The organism is Alishewanella sp. HH-ZS (genome assembly GCF_001704375.1).
Lineage (GTDB): Bacteria > Pseudomonadota > Gammaproteobacteria > Enterobacterales > Alteromonadaceae > Alishewanella > Alishewanella aestuarii.
The window spans coordinates 1-924 of sequence record NZ_LZEJ01000095.1; the positions used below are offsets into that span (position 1 = coordinate 1).

Consider the following 924-nt stretch of genomic DNA (forward strand, 5'->3'; position numbering starts at 1 on the left):
CACTGACTGCCCCTATGCCAATTGCGAATAATGTATGTGGGTTTATGGATTTAGGTTTTAGGGTTTGCTGGATTTTTTGACCTCGTCTTCCCATTTCATTAGCAGCATGGTCAGATAAATTTTGGTCGGTAGCGACAGAATCAGGCCGAAAGCACAGCAGCCGGCGACAATAATAATGCCTTTAATACCCATTTTGGCGGGTAGGTCAGCAAAGGCCCATAAATAATGACCAAACATAAAAATGGCAAAGCCGCTAAACATCACAACTTTCAATACGCGGATCAGTTGTTGGTCAGTCATTTAATGCTTTCCTGCCAGGGCCTTTTCGCGTAAGAATAGACTGATTAAGTAATAGCTGAATTGATCGGGCGCATTAAAGTGGTTGATGTGATTTGGAGCCTGGTAGGCGCTGTGCTGTAATATTTGATAATCGGAATCCGGCATTTAAACGGAAAATAGCTATGCGGATACTTTTTTTTGTTGCGCTAATACTGTTAGCCGGCTGTCAGCCGGCACAGCCCCCGGTTAACCTGGCCGGGAATACCTGGCTGGGTTATCAGCCGCTGTATCTGGCACTGGCCGAGCGCGACTGTGCGGACTGTATCCTTGAACTTGCTGATAACCAGCAGTTGCAAGTGACTATGCTACCGTCGACCACTCAGGTATTGCGCTTGCTAAGCACCGGGCAACTGGATGCGGCTATGTTAACCCTGGACGAGGCGCTCACTTTTCAAAGCGAGACAGGCATTGATATCTGTATCGCCAGCGTGCTGAGTTATTCCAATGGTGCCGATGCGGTATTGACGCTACCGGATTTTGACCCTGCCAAAGCCTTTCAAATCGGTTATGAAGAGACAGCTTTGGGCGGTTATATGCTCAGGCGCACCCTGGAGTTAAAGGCTGTCTCTTGATCACAAGTCAGCC

At 48.1% G+C, this 924-nt stretch carries 2 protein-coding genes; one reads left to right on the forward strand and one right to left on the reverse strand.

Annotated features, from left to right (window positions below; translation table 11 throughout):
- Window positions 1-57: 57 nt before the first annotated feature.
- Window positions 58-300 carry a hypothetical protein gene (locus tag A9165_RS16415; protein WP_065956678.1) on the reverse strand — a complete coding sequence of 81 codons (243 nt, stop codon included), beginning with the start codon at window positions 298-300 and terminating at the stop codon, window positions 58-60.
- A 161-nt stretch (window positions 301-461) separates the two neighbouring features.
- On the opposite strand from A9165_RS16415, the gene A9165_RS16420 reads away from it, so the two are divergent.
- A complete protein-coding gene (locus tag A9165_RS16420; RefSeq protein WP_255365755.1) occupies window positions 462-911 on the forward strand; it encodes a hypothetical protein in 450 nt (149 codons plus the stop codon).
- The last annotated feature ends 13 nt before the right edge of the window (window positions 912-924 follow it).

What these genes read in the sequence shown, in the direction of transcription:
- A9165_RS16420 (WP_255365755.1), top strand. Translation starts at nt 462, where the DNA reads ATGCGGATACTTTTTTTTGTTGCGCTAATACTGTTAGCCGGCTGTCAG.
- A9165_RS16415 (WP_065956678.1), bottom strand. Translation starts at nt 300, where the DNA reads ATGACTGACCAACAACTGATCCGCGTATTGAAAGTTGTGATGTTTAGC.